The organism is uncultured Aliiroseovarius sp. (assembly GCF_947492455.1).
Classification (GTDB): domain Bacteria; phylum Pseudomonadota; class Alphaproteobacteria; order Rhodobacterales; family Rhodobacteraceae; genus Aliiroseovarius.
On record NZ_CANLNB010000001.1, the window covers coordinates 506342 to 525456 of the forward strand.

Here is a 19115-nt window from a genome sequence, read left to right on the forward strand (position 1 = left end):
CCTATCTATCGCGCTGGATAACGAAGCGGGCGGCCTCTCGCAAGGTATCGGCATCCTCACCATAGGGGGAAAGTGCGTCACAGGCTTGATCTACAAGCTCTTTTGCGCGGGTCTTTGCCGCTTCTAGCCCCAAAAGCGAGACGAAGGTGGCTTTGCCTGCATCGGCATCTTTGCCAACGGCCTTTCCGACGGCGGCGGCGTCGCCTTCGACGTCCAGAATGTCATCAGCGATTTGGAAGGCCAGACCCAGCGCTTTGGAATAGTCCCGCATCGGCGCGATATCCGCCCCCGCTAGAACCGCGCCTGCTTCACCAGACCAACGGATCAGTGCGCCGGTTTTTCCTGCCTGAAGCTCGGTGATTTGGTCCAAAGTCAGCGGGACCTCGGCAGTTTCGGCGGCGATATCCAGCGCTTGACCATGCACCATGCCCACTTGACCGGCCGCAATCGCCATAGACTGAACCAGTGGCACACGCGCGTCGCCCACATCGTCATGGGTTAGCAGCTCGAATGCCAGTGTTTGCAGGGCGTCGCCCACTAGAACGGCGGTCGCGTCGTCCCATTTCTTGTGCACGGTCGGCAGACCGCGCCGCAGATCGTCGTCATCCATGCAGGGCATGTCATCATGGACCAGCGAATAGGCGTGGATCGCCTCGATCGCGGCAGCAGGCCACAGGGCGCGGGCCTCGGCCACGCCGTGAATCCGTGCGCCTTCCATCACCAGAAAGGCGCGCAGCCCCTTACCGCCCGCGGTGGCATAGCGCATCGGTTCCGCCAGTGCGCCTTTGTCAGAGATCGCAGCGTGCAGATGCGCCCGCGCAGCCCGCGCGGTGTCGTCCAGCCGTGATTTGAACATTTACAGACCTTCGACGGGGGCTGTCCCCGTGGGGGTGCCGTTCTGGTCCAGCGTGATGGCGGCGACCTTTTCTTCGGCCTCTTTCAGCTTGGTTTCGCAGCGCGCCTTCAGTTCGGCCCCGCGTTCATACAGCTTGATCGAATCTTCAAGCGCCACGTCACCGCGTTCCAGCTGGCCCACGACGGTTTCAAGTTCCCGCATGGCCTCTTCAAAGGACATTTCGCTTACTGGTGTGTCGCTCATGCGCCGCGCTCCATCATCACGTTGATATAGGCCCCGACGCTGTCGCCGAGGGCTTCCAGATCATAGCCGCCCTCAAGCGACGATACCACCCGCCCATCGCAGCATTTATCCGCCAGATCGCAGATGCGATGCGCCAGCCATGCGAAATCGTTGGTCTCCCAGTGCAGATTGGCCAGCGGGTCGCGGGTGTGGGCGTCAAACCCGGCGGAGACCAGCACAAGCTGGGGGTTATAGGGCTCGATCTCGTCTGTTAGCACGCGGTCCCACGCGTCTCGCATTTCCGCGCCACCGGTGCCGCTTTTCAGGGGAAGGTTCAGCACCTGCCCAAACGCGCCTTTTTGGTGGATGCCACCTGACCCCGGATAGAGCGGCATCTGGTGCGACGACACAAACCGCACCCGGCTTTCATGCCACAGCACATCCTGCGTGCCATTGCCGTGGTGGACGTCGAAATCCAGCACCGCCACACGGTCCAGCCCGTGGGTATTGGCTGCATGGATGGCCGCAATGGCGACGGTGGAAAACAGGCAGAAGCCCATCGGTGTCGCTTTCTCGGCGTGGTGACCCGGGGGGCGGCAGGCGATGAAGGCGTTTTGCGCCTCGCCCGCCATCACGCGGTTCACGGCGTCGATATTACCACCGATGGCCCGCAGGGCGGCTTCGAACGATCCGGGGGCCATGAACGTGTCGCCATCCAGCTGCGCCCAGCCCTCGACCGGCTGCGCATTCTCGATCCGCTCGAAATAGGCGCGGGAATGGCCAAGGCGCACGTGGTCCAGCGACGCAACAGGCGGTTTAGGCCGGATTAGAGACTGAAACTGGGGGGCGGACAGGGCGGTTTCGATTGCTTCCAGACGCGCGACCTGCTCGGGATGGCCGGGCGGGGTGATGTGGTCGAAGCAAACCGGATGGGTGTAAAGCAGCGTTGTCATGGCGCGACGCTAGGGCAATAGTGACGCAACAACAAGAGAGGTTCCGATGCGCTGGATCATCCCGTTTCTATTGGCCGCATCCCCGGCATGGGCCGAGGGGTTTTCGATGCAGATCAGCGGTGATTTCACCGGGGATGGGGTCGAGGATCACGCCGCGCTGATGGACTTCGGACGCACCGGCGATGCCGACCTGCTGCTCAAGCTTGGCGGAGGTGAGACCTTGTGGGTGCAGGACGTGGTCTGGGTTGGAGGGATCGGACAGCAGCCTTCGCTGACCGTCACGCCGAATGGCTCGCTTCAGGTGATGTCCCACAACAGCGCCATTGGCCGGAACAGGTGGGAGCAGATTCATACGCTCGCATGGCGCGACGGGGCGATGCGGATCGCGGGCTATACCTATCGTTGGTATGACACGCTGAACCTTGATGATATCGGCAGTTGCGACCTGAACCTGCTGTCCGGAAAGGGCGAGGTGTCGACAGGGCAAGACAGCGCAACGCGCGTGATCTCGGTCATGACGCCGGCCTATCCGATCCAACACTGGATCTACGATATGCCGCCAGAATGTGCCGCTCTGCTGGAATAGACTCCCGTTTTGCATTTCCTTGCCAGAAATATCCTGGGGTGAATGCGCGCCAGCGCAGAGGGGCAAAGCCCCTACAGGCTCACGAAGTGAGCCACCGATGCTTAATCCGGCGCCAGCATATACCCCGCCCCGCGGACCGTTTGCAGGTAACGCGGTTGTTTCGGATCTGCTTCCAGCTTGCGGCGCAGGCGGGTGATCTGCACATCCACCGCGCGTTCCTGCGCTTGCCCCTGATCGCGGCCCAATTGTTCCACCAAGGACGCGCGACTAACCGGTTCTGACGGCGTGGCCGAAAAGATCTTCATCAGCTGGTTTTCCGTGGCCGTCAGGCGCACCAGCTCTTCGCCGCACCACAGTTCGCCGCGTTCGATGTCATAGGTTTTGTCGCCCAGGGTCAGGGATTTCGGGCTGGCCTCTTCCGAGGCAGCGGGCATGCGCCGCAGGATTGCGTTGATCCGCAGCAGCAGTTCTTTCGGCTCAAACGGTTTCGCCAGATAGTCATCAGCGCCGGCTTCAAGGCCTTTGATGCGATCCTCAGTCTCGCCTTTGGCGGTCAGCAGCAGGATCGGCGTTGTCAGCGTCTCGCGCAGGGATCGGGTCAGGCTGATCCCATCCTCGCCCGGCATCATGACGTCAGTGACGATCAGGTCGAAATCCAGCCCGGCCAGCAGGCGGCGGGCATGGGCGGCATCCCGGGCCGCGCTGACCCAGAAGCCATTGCGCACCAAAAACTTCTGAAGAAGCCCGCGAATGCGTTCGTCGTCGTCGATGATCAGCAGATGTGCTTCGGGCGCGTCAGTCATGTCTGCTTTCCTTCATCCGGGTGAAATGGCGCTGCATGTCGGTGTCCATCATGGCCTCAAGCACGGTGCGGAAACCCTGTACGGCCTCGGGACCGGCCTCGCGATAGGCTTGGCGCATCCGTTCGCGCTGGGCGTCAGAGAGTTCTTGCTCCAGCGCGGTGCCGTTCTCGGTCAAAAACAGGTTCCGTTCACGCTTGTCGCGGGTGCCCACGCGGCTTTCGACCAGCTCGTCTTCGATCAGCGTCCGCAGCACGCGGTTCAGCGACTGCTTGGTCACACCCAGAATGGACAGCAGATTGTTCACCGTCGTGCCCGGCGCGCGGCTGATAAAGTGCAATGCGCGGTGATGGGCGCGGCCATATCCGTATTTGTTCAGAATGCGATCAGGATCCGCCGTAAAGCCGCGATAGGCAAAGAACATCGCCTCGATGCCCTTGCGCAATTGCTCGTCCGTTAGGAACAGAAGGCTTTGTCCACCGGGGGACTGGCGTTCACTCATGACGACCTCATCACAAATCATGTTACAGTTTCCAGTTTTATGTCAGTGTTGTTGACTTTCCAAGAATCAATTGTTAGCGATTTGCGGATTTCGCGAAATATTATGTCCGATGCGGACCGAATTCGCGCAACAAATGGAAAAATGCTGCGGAAGTGACTGCGGCTCAGAACTGGAAAGGACGGAAACATGAGCGGATATGATGATCGCGACGGCAAGATCTGGATGGACGGCCAATTGGTCGAATGGCGCGATGCGAACGTCCACATTCTGACCCACGCGCTGCACTATGCCTCGTCGGTGTTCGAGGGCGAGCGCCTGTATGACGGCAAGATCTTCCTCAGCCGTAAGCACTCAGAGCGCCTGCTGAAATCGGGCGAGATGATGGATATGCCGATCCCCTATTCGGTGGATGAAATTGAAGCCGCCAAGCAAGCGGTTGTCGAGGCAAACGGCCTGACCAATGCCTATGTGCGCGTTGTTGCGTGGCGCGGGGCCGGTGAAGACATGGGTGTCAGTTCTGCCAAGAACCCGGTTCGTATGGCGGTGGCTGCGTGGGCTTGGGGCGATTACTACGGCGACGCCAAGATGAAAGGCGCCAAGCTGGACATCGCCAAGTGGAAGCGTCCGTCGCCCGAAACCATCCCGACCGCCGCCAAGGCCGCTGGTCTGTACATGATCTGCACCATGTCCAAGCACGCGGCCGAGGCCAAAGGCTGCTCGGATGCGCTGTTCATGGATTACCGTGGCTACGTGGCCGAGGCGACCGGGGCCAACGTCTTCTTCGTGAAGGACGGCGAGGTGCACACCCCGATCCCCGACGCGATCCTGAACGGCCTGACCCGTCAGACGGTCATCGGCATGTTGAAAGAAAAAGGCATCACCGTGCACGAGCGTCACATCATGCCCGAGGAACTGGCCGATTTCGAACAGTGCTGGCTGACTGGTTCGGCCGCCGAGGTGACCCCGGTTGGCCAGATCGGCGACTACACGTTTGAAGTGGGCGCGCTGACCCGCGACATCGCGGAAAGCTATGAAAAGCTGGTCCGCAGCTAACGCCGTTTAATGCTTTTTGAACGCCCGTCTCCTAGGCTGATGCCAGTCAAAGGGGGCGGGCGTTTGCTGTCCAGAAATCTCAAAATCCTGATCGCGATCATTGTCGTCGTGGTGCTACCCACTGCGGCGGCGCTCACGTGGTATTGGGTGACCAAAGATCCAACGATTCGCCCCTTGGGCATCACCAAGCGGGCGCTGGTCGAACGCACCGCCCAGGACGGGGCGCTGTTGACCATCGTGATCCGCTTCGATCCTGACCAAGACGGCAAAGCCAGCGACGCATTGGGCGCGAATATCGTGCGCGCTCTGGAAGCGAAGGGCGTGATTGGCAGCGTGAAACGCTTGCCCATGCAGGGACAAGAGATGACGGTGACCTATTTGGTCGGCGCTTCGACTCTTGGACCGTATTCAGCGTCGCACGCCTCGTCCGGGATCAACGCGGCGGTGGGGGCCTATCGCATGGTCGTGCCGCCTGAAACGCCCGGCAACTAAACCCCTCGCAGTCGCGCCTTGGCCCAGCGTGCCGCATCAGCCACTACAGGGTCCGGATCGCCCAAATGTGGCTCTAACGCAGGCAAAAACGCGGGATCGTTCGAGTTTCCGACGGCATAGAGCACATTGCGCAGGAAGCGGTCCCGCCCAATCCGCTTGATTGGACTACCCGAGAATTTCGCGCGGAACGCGGCATCATCCAGACCCATCAAGTCGGCCAGTCTCGGGGCCAACAGATCCTCGCGCGCGGCATAGCGGATTTCCTGTGCCTGAGTGGCGAACTTGTTCCACGGACAGGCGGCAAGGCAGTCGTCGCAACCATAAATCCGGTTGCCCAGCTTCGCGCGCAGTTCCTCGTCCACCGGGCCTTTGTGCTCGATCGTCAGATAGGAAATGCAGCGCCGCGCATCCAACTGAAACGGGGCAGGGAAGGCATCTGTCGGGCAGGCGTCCAGACAGGCGGTGCAAGACCCGCAATTCTCGCGTCCCGGCGCGTCCGCAGGCAGCTCCAGCGTGGTAAAGATCGCGCCCAGAAAGAACCAATTCCCCAGCTCGCGTGACAGAAGGTTGGTATGCTTGCCCTGCCAGCCAAGACCAGCCGCCGCGCCCAAGGGCTTCTCCATCACCGGGGCGGTATCAACGAAGACTTTAATCTCGCCCCCGAAGCGCTCGATCATCCAGCGCCCCACGCGCTTCAACCGCTTCTTAACGATGTCATGATAGTCCTTGTTCTGCGCATAGACGCTGATCGCCGCGCGATCTGGCTGGCCGATCACCTCCATCGGATCATGATCCGGCGTATAGGGTTCTGCCAGCATGATCACCGACCGCGCCTCCGGCCACAACGCCGCCGGGTTGCCGCGCCAATGCATCCGCTCGCCCATCCACGCCATATCGCCATGCCGCCCCTCGGCCACGAACTGCTCCAACCGTGCGGCAATCTCGGGCACCGTGTCGGGCCGACATACGCGCGCTAATGCAAAGCCCTCGGCCTGCGCCTGCGCGATCATTTCGTTTTTCTTGTCAGAAATATCCTCGGGGGGAGAGCCGGGTTTACCCGGATCGGGGGGCAGACGGCCCCCCTGCGGCGGCTTGCGCTTCAAAAGTCCAGATCCGCGTAATGCGCGGGCTGGGGGAAGCCGGGGATCTGGTCGGCCAGGATCGAGCGGAACGCCGGGCGGGATTTGATCTTGGCGTACCAGTCGCGCACATTCGCATTTCGGTTCCAGTCCACGTCGCTGATATAATCCAGCGCCGACAGATGCGCAGCGGCGGCAAAATCGGCCAGCGACATCTCGTTCCCTGCCAGCCAACGGCGCTGATCCAACAGCCACCCCATGTAATCCAAGTGATACTTGATCGCCTTGGCGCCCGCTTTCACGTTCTTGCTTTCGGGATATCCGGTGCCCATGACCTTTTTATTCACCCGCTCATACAGCAGGTTCGAGGTCACCTCGTTATGGAACTTGTCGTCAAACCAGCTGACCAGCCGACGGACCTCATAGCGCCCCTCGGGGTCGCGGGGCAGAAGCGCGGGGTCGGGGAACTTTTCTTCCAGATATTCGCAGATCGCCGCGCTTTCGGTCAGTAGCCGCCCGTCGATTTTCAGGATCGGCACCTTGCCCGCCGGGTTGCGGCGCAGAAACTCGGGGTTCCGTTCCCAATAACGCTCTTCGACAAGCTCGACCTCGACCTTCTTTTCGGCAAGGGACAGCCGCACCTTGCGGCAGAACGGGGACAGGGGAACGTGAAAAAGGCGGTTCATGTGCAACTTCTGGTCTTGGAGTATGCCCCGTATTGCCCCGAACGCGCCACGGGATCAATCCTCGAAGCAGCTTGAGCGCCCATCCGCACGGATCGTGGCCGCTCCGTCCATGATGGACTGGGCGCGCTTGCGCACGAATGGGGACGGACGCGAGGCCGAACGTTCCTTGGGATTGGGAAGAAGGGCGGCCAGTCGGGCGGCCTGTGTGGCGGTCAATTCTTCGGGGCCGACACCGAAATAGTGGCGCGCGGCGGCTTCGACACCGAAAACGCCTTCGTCGAATTCGGCGATGTTCAAATAGACCTCGACGATCCGGCGCTTGGTCCAGACCAGCTCGACTGCGGGGGTCAGCCCGGCTTCCAGCGCTTTGCGCAGCCACGACCGCCCATGCCACAGGAAGGTGTTTTTCACGACCTGTTGCGTCAGAGTGGATGCTCCGCGATTGCCGCCATCCTCGATCGCGGCGCGGATCGCGCCCATGTCAAATCCCCAATGCTGGCAGAAATTCGCGTCTTCGGCGGCCACGACGGACCGCGCCATGACCGGGGCAATTTCATCCAGATTAACCCATTGCCGATCCACGTCCCCAAGCCGCATCTTTTCGGTGACGATATAGGGCGTCGTCAGCGGGTTGATTACAGTGCACGAGGTGATGGTCAGGCCAACAAGAATCACCACAGCCAAGACCCCACGACGCAGCCAGCGCAGCGGTTTGGACCACTTGCGGGGTTTGGACGTGCCTGTCTTCGCCTTAGGCGCCTTTTTGGCGCTGGTTTTCTTTGTTGTCTTGCTCTTAGCCACGCCGGATGTTCCCACAAGGGGGGTGAGGGGTCAATGATTTGGCAGCTTTGTGTGCGGGGGATTACCGATAGGTTGCGGCGGTGATGAACTCGGAAAATGCCTCGCACCAGATCAGCACCGTCGTGTAGTCCTCAAGCACCACACCATCGGGGATATCCAGAATGAACCCTTCGAAGGTTTTGACGGATCCGATGACTTGTGACTGCGCCTTCAGCGGCAGGAATTCTGCCTCATCACTGACGAATTGCGGCACCAGATAGGCCATGTAATCCGGCCCAGGGGCCAAGGCGCCTTCGTGGACCATCTGCGTGGTGGTCAGGCTGATCGTGCCTTCGCCCCAGTGGAGCAGATCGCTGCCTGGAAGATCGCGCGTGAAGGTGCCCTGATAGACCGCATCCTGCGCCATTTCCTCTAACACCGACGCGTCAGGCGAGGGCGGGGCCGTCAGGATCGGCAGCAGGTAGATGCCAAGCGCAAAGCCGATGGCCAGCGCGGCGCCATGTGTCACGGTTGCAAATATGAGGCGACGCATAGGGGTCCCTTCTGAAATCAACTTGAAAACAGGCTAGTGCGCAACGGGTGCCAGGTCCACCGCGCTGTTGCCACCTAGGCCCCAACAAAAAACGCCCGCGAAAGTCGCGGGCGTTCTGTGTCTTGTTCGGGCCGAGGTTACTCGGCCGGGATGGCGTCGGCTTCCAGCGACAGGGGCGCCGGCAGCTTGTCCAGCATCTCTTTCGGGCAGATCTGCAGAAAGTTGCCTTTCTCGCTGTCCCAGTGGCGCAGGATCTCGGTCGCCTTCTGGCTGCGGGTTTCCTCAGCGTGGCGTTCGATCAGGCCTTTCAGCTCGGCTTCCCAGTGATCGACGGTGACCGGGCAGGTCACAAGGCTTTCCATGTTCATATGGTCCTGAGCCTCGCCATCCGGGTCGTACAGGTACGCCATACCGCCCGTCATGCCCGCGCCGAAGTTCGAACCGATCGAGCCAAGGATGACGGCGATACCGCCAGTCATGTACTCACAGCCGTTCGAGCCACAGCCCTCGATCACCACTTTCGCGCCCGAGTTCCGCACCGCGAAACGCTCGCCCGCGCGGCCTGCGGCGAACAGATAGCCGTCGGTCGCACCGTATAGAACCGTGTTGCCGATGATCGTGTTGTCCGAGGCAACCAGCGGGCTGACCAGCGGCGGACGCACAACCACGGTGCCGCCGGAAATCCCCTTGGCCACATAGTCGTTCGCGTCACCCGACACTTCGATCTTCAGTCCCGGGGCCGCGAAGGCACCCAGCGACTGACCGGCCGAGCCTTGCAGCTTCACCGTCAGGTGATCGGGCTGCAACGAGTTGCGCATACCGAAGCGCTTGACGATGTGCGACGAAATCCGCGTGCCGACCGTCCGGTGCGTGTTCTGCACCGTGTAAGACAGCTGCATCTTCTCGCCATCTTCCAAGAAGCGCTGCGCGTCGCGCACGATCTCGGCGTCCAGCGTGTCCGGCACGGCGTTGCGTGCGCGGTCGCGGTTGTACTCGATCTTGTCCGCGCCATCGACCACCAGCAGAAGCGGGTTCAGGTCGAGGTCGTCCAAGTGAGCCGACCCACGCGAGACCTGCGACAGAAGATCCGCACGGCCAATCACTTCGTCCAGCGAACGTGCGCCCAGCTCGGCCAGGATTTCACGGACTTCCTGCGCGTAGAAGGTGATCAGGTTCACAACCTTGTCGGCATTGCCGGTGAACTTGCCGCGCAGCTCTTCGTCTTGGGTACAGACGCCAACGGGGCAGGTGTTCGACTGACACTGACGCACCATGATACAGCCCATCGCAATCAGGGCGGCGGTGCCGATGCCGTATTCCTCGGCACCCATCATCGCGGCCATCACGATGTCACGACCGGTGCGCAGACCACCGTCGGTCCGCAGCGTGACGCGAGACCGCAGGTTGTTCATGGCCAGCACTTGGTGTGCCTCGGTCAGACCCATTTCCCACGGCAGACCCGCGAACTTGATCGACGTTGCGGGCGATGCGCCCGTGCCGCCATTGTGGCCCGAGATCAGGATCACGTCGGCCTTCGCCTTCGCAACACCAGCCGCAATCGTACCAACACCAGACGATGCAACCAGTTTCACCGTCACCTTACAGCGCGGGTTGATCTGCTTCAGGTCATAGATCAGCTGCGCCAGATCCTCGATCGAATAGATGTCGTGGTGCGGCGGCGGCGAGATCAGCGTCACACCCTTGGTCGAGTGGCGCAGACGGGCGATCAGGTCGGTGACCTTCATGCCGGGCAGCTGGCCACCCTCACCGGGTTTCGCACCCTGAGCAACCTTGATCTCAAGCTCTTCACACTGGTTCAGGTATTCGGCGGTCACACCGAAACGGCCCGACGCCACCTGTTTGATCTTGGCCGACGGGTTGTCACCGTTGGGTTCCGGGTGGAAGTGTGCGGGATCTTCCCCGCCTTCACCCGAGTCCGACTTGGCGCCGATGCGGTTCATTGCAACGTTCAGGGTCTTGTGTGCCTCGGGCGACAGCGCCCCCAGCGACATGCCCGGCGTCACGAAACGCTTACGGATCGCGTTGATGCTTTCCACTTCCTCGATCGGAACGGCTTTGCCCATCGGTTTGATGTCCAGCAGGTCACGCAGATGGATCGGCGGGTTCGCCTGCATGCGGGCCGAATACTGCTTCCACATCTCAAACGAGGCGCGGTCACAGGCCGACTGCATCAAGTGCATGGTCTGGGCTTCCCAAGCGTGCGTCTCGCCCGAGCGGCGCGCCTTGTAGAAACCACCCACCGGCAGCACCTTGTCGCCACCGCCGAAACCAGCGGCGTGGATGTCTTCCAGTTTCTTCTGGATACCGCTGACACCGATGCCCGAAATGCGCGAGGTCATGCCGGGGAAGTATTCCGCAACCATGGCACGCGACAGGCCGACGGCCTCGAAGTTCAGGCCACCGCGATAGGACGAGATGACCGAGATGCCCATCTTCGCCATGATCTTCAGCAGACCTTGGTCGATGGCTTCACGATAGCGGCTGACAGCTTCGGTCAGCGAGCAATCCAGAAGGCCACGCTCGATACGATCGGCCAGCGAATCCTCGGCCAGATAGGCGTTCACCGTGGTTGCACCACAGCCCACCAGCACCGCGAAGTAATGCGGGTCGATACATTCGGCCGAACGCACGTTCAGCGAGGTAAAGGTCCGCAGACCTTTCTTCACCAGCCAGCTGTGAATGGCCGAGGTCGCAAGGATCATCGGCATCGCCACGCGGTCTTCGCCCTGTGCCTGATCGGTCAAAACAAGGTGACCAGCGCCCGAGCGCACGGCCTCTTCCGCTTGCGCGCGGATGTCTTCCAGCGCAAGGCGTAGCGCGGCCTCATCGCCACCTGCCGGGAAAGTACAGTCGATCTCGGTCACCGAGGACTCGAAGGATTCGATCAGCTTCACGAACTGTTCGTTGCCCACAAAGGGGCTTTCCAGCACGACGATCTCGGTCTGCGCACCGCTTTCATCCAGCACGTTCTTCAGATTGCCGAAACGCGTCTTCAGCGACATCACGCGGTATTCGCGCAGGCTGTCGATGGGCGGGTTCGTAACCTGCGAGAAGTTCTGACGGAAGAAGTGGCTGAGCGGGCGGTACTTGTTCGACAGAACAGCCGACGGGGTGTCATCACCCATCGACGCCAGCGTTTCCTTGCCGTCTTCTGCCATCGGGGCCAGAATTTGCTCCAGCTCTTCCAGCGTGTAACCGGCAGCCACCTGACGGCGGCGCAGTTCGTCACCCGTGAACAGCGGCTTTTCTTCGATCTGCGACAGGCTTTCTTCCATGTCGTTGATCTTTCCAACCCACTCGCCGAACGGCTGTGCCGCGGCCAGTTTGTCTTTGATTTCAACGTCGTGGTACAGCTTGCCTTCTTTGGTATCCACAGCCAGCAACTGACCCGGGCCAAGTGCGCCTTTCTCGACGACCGAGGCTTCGTCGGTGGGCACCATGCCCGCTTCCGAACCCGCGATCACCAGACCGTCACCGGTGACGACATAGCGCATCGGCCGCAGACCGTTGCGGTCCAGACCGGCGCAGACCCAGCGACCATCGGTCATCGCCAAAGCGGCGGGGCCGTCCCACGGTTCCATCACCGAGTTGCAGTAGGAATACATGTCTTTCCACGCCTGCGGCAGGTCGATGGCCTGCTTGGACCAGCTTTCGGGCACCAGCATGGTTTTCGCCATCGGAGCCGAGCGGCCGGCGCGCACCATCACCTCGAACACGGCGTCCAGAGCAGCCGAGTCCGACGAGCCTCCCGGAACGATCGGCTTGATGTCTTCAGCAAGGTCACCAAAGAACGCCGAGGCCATGCGGATCTCGTGCGATTTCATCCAGTTCAGGTTGCCTTTCAGCGTGTTGATCTCGCCGTTATGGGCCAGCATGCGGAAGGGCTGGGCCAGCCACCACTGCGGGAAGGTGTTGGTCGAGTAACGCTGGTGGTAGATCGCGAAGGTCGACTTAAAGCGTTCGTCCATCAGGTCGGGATAGAACACCGCAACCTGCTCGGCCAGCATCATGCCTTTATAGATGATCGAGCGGCAGGACAGCGACGCGATATACAGGCCGCTGATCTGGGCCGCGTTGGCGGCTTTCTCGATCCGGCGACGGATCACGTACAACTCGCGCTCGAACGTCTCTTCATCGACGCCCTTCGAGTTCGAAATCAGGATCTGCTCGATCTCAGGGCGCGTGGCGTTGGCCTTGTCACCCAGACAGTCGATGTCCACAGGGACGTGGCGCCAGCCGTAGATATAGTAGCCCATTTTCAGGACTTCGGTTTCCACGATCGTCCGGCAGGTTTCTTGCGCGCCGAAATCGGTGCGGGGCAGGAAGACCTGACCTACTGCGATCAGTTGATCTTCGCGCGGTTCGTGGCCCGTGCGACGGATCTGGTCATAGAAGAACGGAACCGGGATCTGCACGTGGATACCCGCGCCGTCACCGGTCTTGCCGTCAGCGTCCACAGCACCGCGGTGCCAAATGGCCTTCAGCGCGTCGATACCGGCTTCGACCACCTTGCGCGACGGTTTGCCGTCGACAGCAACCACAAGACCCACACCGCACGAGCTATGCTCTTCTTCTTCGCGATAGAGGCTGTGTTCGTTCATAAAGGCGCGCTTGGCTTCCTCGCGGCGGACCCAGTTTTCATCATATTTCGTCATTTCGGTTCTCCTTGCGGATGGGCGCGGGCGGCCCGAATTTGGGGTGGCCCGGCTGGCCCTTGAATGTGATTACTCGGCAGCGACTGCGGCGGTTGCGTTCAGGCTGTCCAGAATGTTGGCGCCTGCTTCGCGGCCGTCACGGATGGCCCAGACGACCAGCGATGCACCGCGCACGATGTCGCCCACGGCCCAAACACCGTCCAGGTCGGTCTTGTGGGTGCCAAAGGCTGCTTTCACGGTGCCCCAGCGGGTCACGGGCAGGTCCTGTTCGCCCCAGAGGGTCGGCAGGTCTTCGGGCTCAAACCCAAGCGCCTTGATGACTAGATCGGCGTCTTCGGTGTAATCCGAGCCTTCGATCACTTCCGGGCTGCGACGGCCCGAGGCATCCGGTGCGCCAAGGCGCATCTTCTGCACGATCACGCCGTTCACAGGATCGCCCGTGAAGCCTTTCGGAGCCGACAGCCAGACGAATTCCACGCCTTCTTCCTCGGCGTTTTGTGTTTCACGCTGCGAGCCGGGCATGTTGGCGCGGTCGCGGCGGTACAGACATTTCACCGACTTGGCGCCCTGACGGATCGCGGTACGGACACAGTCCATCGCGGTGTCACCGCCACCGATAACCACGACGTTTTTGCCTTCAGCGTTCAGCTCGCCGCTTTCAAACTCGGGCACTGTGTCGCCAAAGCTCAGCTTGTTCGAGCAGGTCAGATAGTCCAACGCCGGAACGATGCCGTCAGCGCCAGCACCCGGCCCCGACAGGTCACGGCCTTTATAGACGCCGGTGGCCAGCAGAACGGCGTCGTTCTGGGCGCGGATGTCTTGGAAGGTGATGTCTTCGCCGACATTGCAGTTCAGAACGAAGGTAACGCCTGCGTCTTCCAGCAGTTTCACACGGCGCATAACAACGTCTTTTTCCAGCTTGAAGCCGGGGATGCCGTAGGTCAGCAGACCACCTGCGCGGTCATGGCGGTCATAGATGGTGACTTTGACGCCCGCGCGTACCAGTACGTCAGCCGCAGCCAGACCACCGGGGCCTGCGCCGATGATGGCGACTTTTTCCGAGCGATCCGCAACAGGGGTGATGTCTTCGACCCAGCCGTTTTCCCAGGCGGTGTCGGTGATGTATTTCTCGACCGCGCCGATGGTGACGGTGCCGTGGCCCGACTGTTCGATCACGCAGTTGCCTTCGCACAGACGGTCCTGCGGGCAGATGCGACCGCAGATTTCGGGGAAGGTGTTGGTGGCCTGGCTGATGGCATAGGCTTCCTTCAGGCGGCCGGTGGCGGTCATGCGCAGCCAATCGGGGATGTTGTTGTGCAGCGGGCAGTGCGACTGACAATAAGGTACGCCGCACTGGCTGCAACGGCTGGCCTGCTCTTCGGCTTTCTGCGCTGCGAATTCGGCGTAGATCTCGTTGAAGTCTTCTTTACGGGTTTCGGCGGTGCGTTTTTCGGGCATGTCCCGATCGACCGACACGAATTTCAACATAGGCTGCTTTGCCATCCTGGCTCTCCCTCGGCTGGCCCGTTTTCGGGCAGACTCTTGGCTTGGAGTTTGGCTTGTAAGGGGACTCGTCAGAAATGAAAAGTCAATAATGCTTACCTAAATGCGAAAATATGGAGCGAATTGCAAGAAATCTTCGCCACATCGTCAAGAATTAGGTCAGTAAAGCATACCTATAAAGCCTCTTCCCTTTCCGGACCGCTGCTTTAGCTTGCCGATGAGCTTATTTCCAAGGAACCGCGCATGTCGCTTGCCCACATTCTTCTGGTCGCCATCATACAGGGAATCACCGAGTTTTTGCCGGTTTCTTCTTCTGGTCACCTCGTTCTGGTGCCCCATCTGACCGGGCTGCCGGATCAGGGTCTGGCGATTGATGTGGCGGTGCATGTGGGCACGTTGGGTGCGGTGATGCTGTATTTCTGGCGCGATGTGCGGATCGGTTTGGCCGGCATCCCGCGGATGCTGACGGGGCGGATCGACACGCCGGGCGCGAAGCTGGCGTTCCTGTTGCTGATTGCGACGATTCCCGCCGTGATCCTTGGGCTTGTCTTTAAAGTGACTGGACTGAGCGACCAGATGCGCTCGATCAAGGTTATCGCTTGGACGATGATCCTGTTTGGTCTGGTGCTGTACTGGGTTGATCAGAAGGGCAGCGTTCAGAAACGCGCCGACGATTGGAGCTTACGGGATGCGGTGATCATGGGCCTATGGCAAGCGTTGGCGCTGATCCCCGGCACGTCGCGGTCGGGGGCCACGATCTCGGGCGCCCGGGCGTTGGGGTACGAGCGGTCGGACGGGGCGAAGCTGGCGATGCTGATGTCGATCCCGACCATCATCGCATCGGGCGTGTTGCTGGGGGCCGAGGTCGCGGCCACCGCAGATGCGCAAGTGGCTCGCGACGGCGCCATCGCTGCGGTGTTTTCTTTCGTCGCGGCGCTTCTGGCGCTCAGCTTGATGATGCGTCTGCTACGATCGGTCAGCTTCACACCTTATGTCATCTACCGCCTCGCCCTAGGCGTCGTGCTGCTGGGCATTGCATACCTGTAAACGAAAAAAGGCGCGGAAACCCCCAGCCCATGCGATAAATGTTGAAACTGCGCCGTTAGGAAAAAAACGGAGCAAAACCACAGCCGTTTACTAAATCGGTGCCAGCCAAGAAAAGTGGGCGGCCCGATATTCCCCACACAATACTTCGGGCCGCAAAATCTTGCGGCCCGATCAAACAATGTCTCAGGAAATAGACACATTTCTACCTTGGTCGAGTATGATATTCTTTAATCGACCCGGCGAATGCGCCCTCTATGGCACCGATTTTAGCTTCTAATCATCTGTTTGCGTCGAAGTTCGGATCTCGTGTCGTACCACGAACCCTTGGTCCGGAACCTGGTCGTAGATCAAGAAGGGCGGATGAACTTTGTGTTGCCATGCCCGGCCGAATTCGACAGCACACGCAGCTGGCGCTGCCGGAAACACTGACAGTTCTACGCCCATCCCGTGTTGATCTTTGATGGCGTCGAATGTCTTACCGACGAGTTCCCGAAAGCGAGAGAGATCATCCTTGTTGCGAAGCTCAGAAGCACCCAGCCTGCTGCTCCGGATCTCCCAGATTGAAACCCGATCATCAGGCAGCGCCTGGGTGACACGGTCGTCTGTGATGTCCGCGGTTACAGAAATTTTCAGCGCTACTTTCTTGGTGTCAGTTGTCCCAGGGATACAGGTGAATTCGAGAGGGTCACGATCGTTCGGCCAGACCCAGCCCGGCGTCGGTTCCCGGTGTCGCCCGTAGACCGATACGGCTGACAGGTCCGAAAGCAGTCGGCCGAGTTCTATGAGGACGGGCATTGGTGCGAAACCGAAGACCGCGAGATGTTCCAGATCATCGTCTGCGAAACGCCCGTCGATCTCCCGCTGGATCTTTTTGCGAAGTGCATTGATGACGACGGGGTAATAGTCTGGATCACTGTCCTTCTGCGCAATGTCCCGGATTTTGATGTCGATGGGACGCCGATCTGCTGGGGTAAACTCTGGTCTCAGGGCCTCGATGCAGTCGCGGAGCGGAACGGCTGTCTCGTTGTCGCCGATCGCAGCAGCAATCCGAAGGATATGGGCGGGCGTTGCATTCGGGTTTTCGAGTAGACGCTCGGTCCGTTCCTCGTTGGCACGCTTCATCTCGCGCAAGACCTCTACGGTGTAGCGGTCGATCTTGGCGCGATCGTCGATCTCGCGGTGATGCGGATCGCACATCAACATCAGGTTCTCGGGATCGTCCGCGAGCTGGTGCGAACGGACCGGATGGCCACGTTCGCCGCCCGGGTCAGAGGCTATGATATGAGCCAGGTAGGCATGGTTCTTCGCCAGGTCACCCGTCACAAGGTCGCCGTCGAGGCGCTTACCACAGCCGTGATACTGGCATCGCCCGGCAGCACGGCCCCAGACGAGAATTCTTGTCTTTTGCGATGGACTACGCCCTCGTGCCATCCGGAGCCTCCTGTTTCTGCCTGAGGATCTCGCCCACGGAGATCGGACCCGGCGCGTTCGAGCCGCGCCAGACGCCGTCGAGATGCCAAATTTCATAGAAATGAAGCCACTCGGACGCCCATGGGACAATCCGGTCGGCTATGAGCATGGTGCTGTCCCATTCTCCAGCATCAGGGTCAAACAGGCAGAGCGCCGAGTCTGCGGGGGTTTGATGATCATAGTTCAGGTGCGGAAGATCGATGAAATCGGTCCCCAGTCGAGGCGCTATTGGCGGATCCAGGACATGGACCAAGGGTACGGCTTTCGGGCTCTGCCATTCCCAGAGTACGGCGACCTTGTATTTCATCTGGAAACCCCTGAGAGGCCCGACCCACGCTATGAAACGACCTTCGCTCACCATGCGCGGTTTGAGGTCCGGCCAACGGTGCTCCATACGGTTGATCTGCACCTGAGCGGAGCGCGGCTTCCTGGGCTTGGTCTTCATTTGCCGCGGTGGCCGGGATGGAAGTGGTGGGCAGGGGCCTTCGATACTTGGGTTGCCTTTTTCGGGGTAGCCGCGATAAGGGCGGGATTAGCCACAAACCCCTTGTTGTGCTCGTAATGAGCAACGCCGGCGGTCGAGGAAAGACCATCGATATAGGCCCGAACTGCCTTCTCGCCCACCCGTTCGCCAAACAGGTCGTCGAAGATCTTGCGCGTATCCGACAGACTGGAAGACCGTGCACGAGCCAGTTCTGCTACCAGATGGCTCAGATCCATCCGGAAGAGTTTCATTTCACGGGTATGTTTCGGCCACCGGTCGTTGAAATTCTCCTCCCAGAGCGCGGGATTGCGTTCTTCCGGACGACGACCGCTTTCCAGCGCGACTGCCATGCGCCTGTCGAGTTCTGCGGCGTAGCTTTCAAGTTGCGCGCAAATCCCGAAGGGGGACAGGGGAACCTCGGCGGCGATCTTGGACAGATAGACTGACACCGGACGCTTCTCGTCCCGGTTGGCGTAGCGCAGGTTGAGGTATCGCTTCATGAGCTTGAGGGCGATGACCTGCGGTGCATCCCGAACCGGATCAATGGGCTCGGGGAGTGCGTCTATGTCTGCATCGGCCATGATTGTGCCGGGCACCAGGCGATCCTTCATCTGCAGTTTCGATCGCACATCGCGCACATGATCCTGGAAGCTCTGGCTCGGCATCGTGATGCGTGCCCTGAAGTCTTCCGCAAAGCCGTAGGGATTCACGCGGAACCGTTCATCACGTCCTTCGTCGGGGCTGTGATAGATCTCACCGACACGTTCGCGCCGAGGAACTCGGTCCGGATCCATCGGGGTGACGTCCAAGTGCATGAAGGCGAACTGTAGCTGGATGCAGCGTGTGCAGCGTTCAATTTTCTTCACGTCGGGAAAGCCCTCGAAGGCGGCGTGAAGCTCGTTGAGCACTTGTCTCGGCGTCCATCCGACCGGGGTGCGGAATTCGAGGATGGCGTCCAGATCGAATCTGTCGTCGTCTGCGCCATGAACGATGGTGGCACCGATGGAGCGGGAGCCTTGAGGATAGACGAGCGCAGACTCCATATATCGGCGGATTGGACTGTTCGGCCGTTGGAGATGCTCTGGGATAAGGTTATAGCGCCTCGAGGCGACCCGGTTGTCTCGGTCGCTCAGTTCCATTTCGAGAACTGTCCCCAGCAGTAGGGCATCGAGTTGTGGTGCGGTATCGTCAAGCGGCATCGGCAAGGCCTCCTTCAAAGTGGTGCCCGTTCGATTGCCTCCCTTCAACCATACGCGCTAACAACCACAATATATGGCCGCCCCCGGATTGTTTCAACACTACAAGATGTTTTTTGTTCCCGGTATGTCCCAGCATTGCCGAACGTAGCACAAAAATAATTTGAAACCTGTTAG

General features: G+C 60.4%; 18 protein-coding genes. 4 read left to right on the forward strand and 14 right to left on the reverse strand.

Features of this window, described 5'->3' with window-relative positions; genetic code table 11:
* Nucleotide 1 precedes the first annotated feature (1 nt).
* From Q0677_RS02475 to Q0677_RS02485, 3 genes are read right to left on the reverse strand one after another with little or no spacing between them, the layout of a single operon-like run.
* Entirely contained in the window at nt 2-856 is an 855-nt protein-coding gene (locus tag Q0677_RS02475) for a polyprenyl synthetase family protein (protein ID WP_298905547.1), read from the reverse strand.
* The gene (locus Q0677_RS02480; RefSeq protein WP_282181931.1) at nt 857-1099 is read right to left on the reverse strand and encodes an exodeoxyribonuclease VII small subunit; all 243 of its coding nucleotides are present in this window, start codon (nt 1097-1099) and stop codon (nt 857-859) included.
* Nucleotides 1096-2031 carry a histone deacetylase family protein gene (locus Q0677_RS02485; RefSeq protein WP_298905548.1) on the reverse strand — a complete coding sequence of 312 codons (936 nt, stop codon included), beginning with the start codon at nt 2029-2031 and terminating at the stop codon, nt 1096-1098. Before Q0677_RS02485 ends, Q0677_RS02480 begins: the two co-directional genes overlap by 4 nt.
* 46 nt (nt 2032-2077) lie before the next feature.
* On the opposite strand from Q0677_RS02485, the gene Q0677_RS02490 reads away from it, so the two are divergent.
* A complete protein-coding gene (locus Q0677_RS02490) occupies nt 2078-2617 on the forward strand; it encodes a hypothetical protein (protein ID WP_298905549.1) in 540 nt (179 codons plus the stop codon).
* A 101-nt stretch (nt 2618-2718) separates the two neighbouring features.
* Here the strand turns inward: Q0677_RS02490 and Q0677_RS02495 are convergent, their stop codons facing one another.
* Nucleotides 2719-3420 (reverse strand): response regulator, encoded by a 702-nt coding sequence (locus Q0677_RS02495; RefSeq protein ID WP_133485122.1) that lies wholly within the window; start codon nt 3418-3420, stop codon nt 2719-2721.
* Entirely contained in the window at nt 3413-3919 is a 507-nt protein-coding gene (locus Q0677_RS02500) for a MarR family transcriptional regulator (RefSeq protein ID WP_298905550.1), read from the reverse strand. The genes Q0677_RS02495 and Q0677_RS02500 overlap by 8 nt, the downstream gene beginning before the upstream one ends.
* A 186-nt stretch (nt 3920-4105) precedes the next feature.
* On the opposite strand from Q0677_RS02500, the gene Q0677_RS02505 reads away from it, so the two are divergent.
* Both Q0677_RS02505 and Q0677_RS02510 read left to right on the forward strand, forming a co-directional pair.
* A complete protein-coding gene (locus tag Q0677_RS02505) occupies nt 4106-4972 on the forward strand; it encodes a branched-chain amino acid aminotransferase (protein WP_298905551.1) in 867 nt (288 codons plus the stop codon).
* Between the two features lie 39 nt (nt 4973-5011).
* Nucleotides 5012-5464: a hypothetical protein gene (locus Q0677_RS02510; protein ID WP_298905552.1), complete on the forward strand. Its 453-nt coding sequence runs from the start codon at nt 5012-5014 to the stop codon at nt 5462-5464.
* On the opposite strand, the gene queG is transcribed toward Q0677_RS02510, so the two are convergent.
* From queG to Q0677_RS02540, 6 genes are all read right to left on the reverse strand, one after another.
* Nucleotides 5461-6474: a tRNA epoxyqueuosine(34) reductase QueG gene (gene queG, locus Q0677_RS02515; RefSeq protein WP_298905798.1), complete on the reverse strand. Its 1014-nt coding sequence runs from the start codon at nt 6472-6474 to the stop codon at nt 5461-5463. The two genes, Q0677_RS02510 and queG, sit on opposite strands and share 4 nt — an antisense overlap.
* An 89-nt stretch (nt 6475-6563) precedes the next feature.
* Nucleotides 6564-7229 (reverse strand): glutathione S-transferase family protein, encoded by a 666-nt coding sequence (locus tag Q0677_RS02520; protein WP_133485118.1) that lies wholly within the window; start codon nt 7227-7229, stop codon nt 6564-6566.
* 54 nt (nt 7230-7283) lie between these two features.
* Nucleotides 7284-8030: a monofunctional biosynthetic peptidoglycan transglycosylase gene (gene mtgA, locus Q0677_RS02525; RefSeq protein ID WP_298905553.1), complete on the reverse strand. Its 747-nt coding sequence runs from the start codon at nt 8028-8030 to the stop codon at nt 7284-7286.
* Nucleotides 8031-8091: 61 nt separating this feature from the next.
* A complete protein-coding gene (locus tag Q0677_RS02530; RefSeq protein ID WP_298905554.1) occupies nt 8092-8562 on the reverse strand; it encodes a DM13 domain-containing protein in 471 nt (156 codons plus the stop codon).
* 137 nt (nt 8563-8699) lie between these two features.
* Complete coding sequence (gltB, locus tag Q0677_RS02535) at nt 8700-13238, reverse strand: glutamate synthase large subunit (RefSeq protein ID WP_298905555.1); 4539 nt, start codon at nt 13236-13238, stop codon at nt 8700-8702.
* Nucleotides 13239-13307: 69 nt separating this feature from the next.
* Nucleotides 13308-14741, reverse strand: a complete 1434-nt coding sequence (locus Q0677_RS02540) for an NAD(P)-dependent oxidoreductase (RefSeq protein WP_298905556.1) — start codon at nt 14739-14741, stop codon at nt 13308-13310.
* A gap of 243 nt (nt 14742-14984) precedes the next feature.
* Here Q0677_RS02540 and Q0677_RS02545 point away from each other — a divergent pair, with 243 nt between their 5' ends.
* Nucleotides 14985-15788: an undecaprenyl-diphosphate phosphatase gene (locus tag Q0677_RS02545; protein ID WP_298905557.1), complete on the forward strand. Its 804-nt coding sequence runs from the start codon at nt 14985-14987 to the stop codon at nt 15786-15788.
* 273 nt (nt 15789-16061) lie between these two features.
* Here Q0677_RS02545 and Q0677_RS02550 read toward each other — a convergent pair whose 3' ends face one another.
* From Q0677_RS02550 to Q0677_RS02560, 3 genes are read right to left on the reverse strand one after another with little or no spacing between them, the layout of a single operon-like run.
* Nucleotides 16062-17219: an HNH endonuclease gene (locus Q0677_RS02550; protein ID WP_298905558.1), complete on the reverse strand. Its 1158-nt coding sequence runs from the start codon at nt 17217-17219 to the stop codon at nt 16062-16064.
* On the reverse strand, nt 17203-17703 hold the full coding sequence (locus tag Q0677_RS02555) for a hypothetical protein (protein ID WP_298905559.1): 501 nt from the start codon (nt 17701-17703) through the stop codon (nt 17203-17205). Before Q0677_RS02555 ends, Q0677_RS02550 begins: the two co-directional genes overlap by 17 nt.
* Nucleotides 17700-18941 (reverse strand): nucleotidyltransferase, encoded by a 1242-nt coding sequence (locus Q0677_RS02560; RefSeq protein ID WP_298905560.1) that lies wholly within the window; start codon nt 18939-18941, stop codon nt 17700-17702. The genes Q0677_RS02555 and Q0677_RS02560 overlap by 4 nt, the downstream gene beginning before the upstream one ends.
* Nucleotides 18942-19115: the final 174 nt, after the last annotated feature.

Coding starts and splice junctions, on each gene's coding strand:
- Q0677_RS02475 (WP_298905547.1), bottom strand. CDS start 856: ATGTTCAAATCACGGCTGGACGACACCGCGCGGGCTGCGCGGGCGCAT.
- Q0677_RS02480 (WP_282181931.1), bottom strand. CDS start 1,099: ATGAGCGACACACCAGTAAGCGAAATGTCCTTTGAAGAGGCCATGCGG.
- Q0677_RS02485 (WP_298905548.1), bottom strand. CDS start 2,031: ATGACAACGCTGCTTTACACCCATCCGGTTTGCTTCGACCACATCACC.
- Q0677_RS02490 (WP_298905549.1), top strand. CDS start 2,078: ATGCGCTGGATCATCCCGTTTCTATTGGCCGCATCCCCGGCATGGGCC.
- Q0677_RS02495 (WP_133485122.1), bottom strand. CDS start 3,420: ATGACTGACGCGCCCGAAGCACATCTGCTGATCATCGACGACGACGAA.
- Q0677_RS02500 (WP_298905550.1), bottom strand. CDS start 3,919: ATGAGTGAACGCCAGTCCCCCGGTGGACAAAGCCTTCTGTTCCTAACG.
- Q0677_RS02505 (WP_298905551.1), top strand. CDS start 4,106: ATGAGCGGATATGATGATCGCGACGGCAAGATCTGGATGGACGGCCAA.
- Q0677_RS02510 (WP_298905552.1), top strand. CDS start 5,012: ATGCCAGTCAAAGGGGGCGGGCGTTTGCTGTCCAGAAATCTCAAAATC.
- queG (WP_298905798.1), bottom strand. CDS start 6,474: ATGATCGCGCAGGCGCAGGCCGAGGGCTTTGCATTAGCGCGCGTATGT.
- Q0677_RS02520 (WP_133485118.1), bottom strand. CDS start 7,229: ATGAACCGCCTTTTTCACGTTCCCCTGTCCCCGTTCTGCCGCAAGGTG.
- Q0677_RS02530 (WP_298905554.1), bottom strand. CDS start 8,562: ATGCGTCGCCTCATATTTGCAACCGTGACACATGGCGCCGCGCTGGCC.
- gltB (WP_298905555.1), bottom strand. CDS start 13,238: ATGACGAAATATGATGAAAACTGGGTCCGCCGCGAGGAAGCCAAGCGC.
- Q0677_RS02540 (WP_298905556.1), bottom strand. CDS start 14,741: ATGGCAAAGCAGCCTATGTTGAAATTCGTGTCGGTCGATCGGGACATG.
- Q0677_RS02545 (WP_298905557.1), top strand. CDS start 14,985: ATGTCGCTTGCCCACATTCTTCTGGTCGCCATCATACAGGGAATCACC.
- Q0677_RS02550 (WP_298905558.1), bottom strand. CDS start 17,219: ATGGCACGAGGGCGTAGTCCATCGCAAAAGACAAGAATTCTCGTCTGG.
- Q0677_RS02555 (WP_298905559.1), bottom strand. CDS start 17,703: ATGAAGACCAAGCCCAGGAAGCCGCGCTCCGCTCAGGTGCAGATCAAC.
- Q0677_RS02560 (WP_298905560.1), bottom strand. CDS start 18,941: ATGCCGCTTGACGATACCGCACCACAACTCGATGCCCTACTGCTGGGG.